This is a genomic window from Planktosalinus sp. (genome assembly GCF_059864935.1).
Genome location: NZ_JCBCCK010000216.1, coordinates 1 through 1,640, shown reverse-complemented (window position 1 = coordinate 1,640; position 1,640 = coordinate 1). Strand labels below are relative to the sequence as shown.

The window sequence follows — 1,640 nt, the reverse complement described above, 5'->3', positions numbered from 1 at the left end:
CGTTTTAACATGCACAGTTGCTGTTCCGGCGGTTCCGGTATAAAGACGAATGGCCGTTGAAGGCGCAAAGGGCTCCCGCCAACTGCTCCAGCTACTTCCCCAGCGAGGGGAGTGACGCACGTTTTCCAATTTAAAAACGAGTAGATTCTCCTTGAGCATTTCAGGAGTCATTTCTTGAAACATCGCTATGTTTGTTTTATAAATCGATCTGCCGTGGGTACCCAAAACCAAATCTTTGGCTTCTGCTTGTACGCGTAAATCATGCACGGCGACATTGGGCAAATTGGACATAAAACGCTCCCAACTTTGACCACGGTTAAATGTAACATAAGCCCCGTTATCGGTTCCCAGATAGAGGATGTTTTCATTGACAGGGTCTTCACGAATCACATTAACCGGCGACAAAGGCAAATTGCCATTGATGTTTTTCCAGGTTTTTCCGTGATCGTCACTTAGATAGACATAGGGTTTAAAATCATCCCAGCGATAGCCGTTTAGTGTGACATACACCCGTTCCTTTTTGTGCTGAGAAGCAATTACCCGCGACACCCATAAATCTGGAGGAAAAGTGTTAGAGACGGTTTCCCAGCTACCGCCGCCATTATGGGTGATGTGTAGCAGACCGTCGTCACTTCCCGCATACAACAACCCAAACTGATACGGCGATTCGTCAATGGAAGTCAAAGTACCATAAGCCACATTCCCCTTTTTTCCGCCTTTGGTCAAATCGGGTGATATGGCGGTATAATCATCCCCTTGGTTCATGGAGCGCATCAATTTGTTTCCACCATAATACAAAATGTCCTGGTTGTGTTTGGAAAGCAGAATGGGCGTTTGCCAATTGAAGCGGTAAGGCACTTCGCCCAACTCGTGTTTGGGCTGGATATCAGTGGTTGTTTTTTCCGCAAGTTCAAGCCTGAAATAATTCCCAAACTGAAAACCGGTATAAACAATATTTGGGTTGCGTTCGTCCACTTCAATATACATCCCGTCGCCACCCATTATTTCTTTATAAGGATAGTCACCGGTATTTTGCCATCGTGTGGAATAGGAATAATTATTGGGTCCCACCCAGACTCCGTTGTCCTGTGAACCCGCATAGACATTGTAAGGTTTTTGGTTGTCCACTTGCAAGGCATACACCTGCATCACGGGAGTAGAGTTTGCTTTGAACCAGCTTTCGCCATCATCAAAAGTAATGTTCACTCCACCATCGTTTCCGTTAATTAAATGTCCCGGTTTGTTGGGGTTAAGCCACAAGGCGTGATGGTCCACATGCACATTGGGGGCATCCATTGATTCAAAGGATTTTCCGCCGTCTTTGGATTTTAAAATGGGTACCCCAAAAATATAAATCGCATCGGGATTGTTTCGCTCTACGCGAATTTCACCAAAGTAATAGCCGTAAGAATAATAGATGTCATCCAGATAATCATCGTGGGTTTTTGTCCAGGTTATACCGCCGTCTGAGGATTTAAAAACCTCAGCACCTATAACCGGTGTATCAAAAAGCATGGCGTTGGCATCTTCAAGGTATTTGGCTAAATCTTCAGGCTTTACAGTACCGCCGCTCACCATTTGTTTGACGTTTTCGGCACGGTATTTTTCCTGAAAATTGTTTTCACGTAAAAAACGGTTTA

The 1,640-nt window shown here is 44.9% G+C and carries 1 protein-coding gene; it reads right to left on the bottom strand.

Translation table 11 applies throughout. From position 1 onward, the window contains the following. Nucleotides 1-1,640: VPS10 domain-containing protein (locus AC6F75_RS07660; RefSeq protein WP_500714390.1), on the bottom strand; the 1,640-nt coding region annotated here is incomplete at both ends.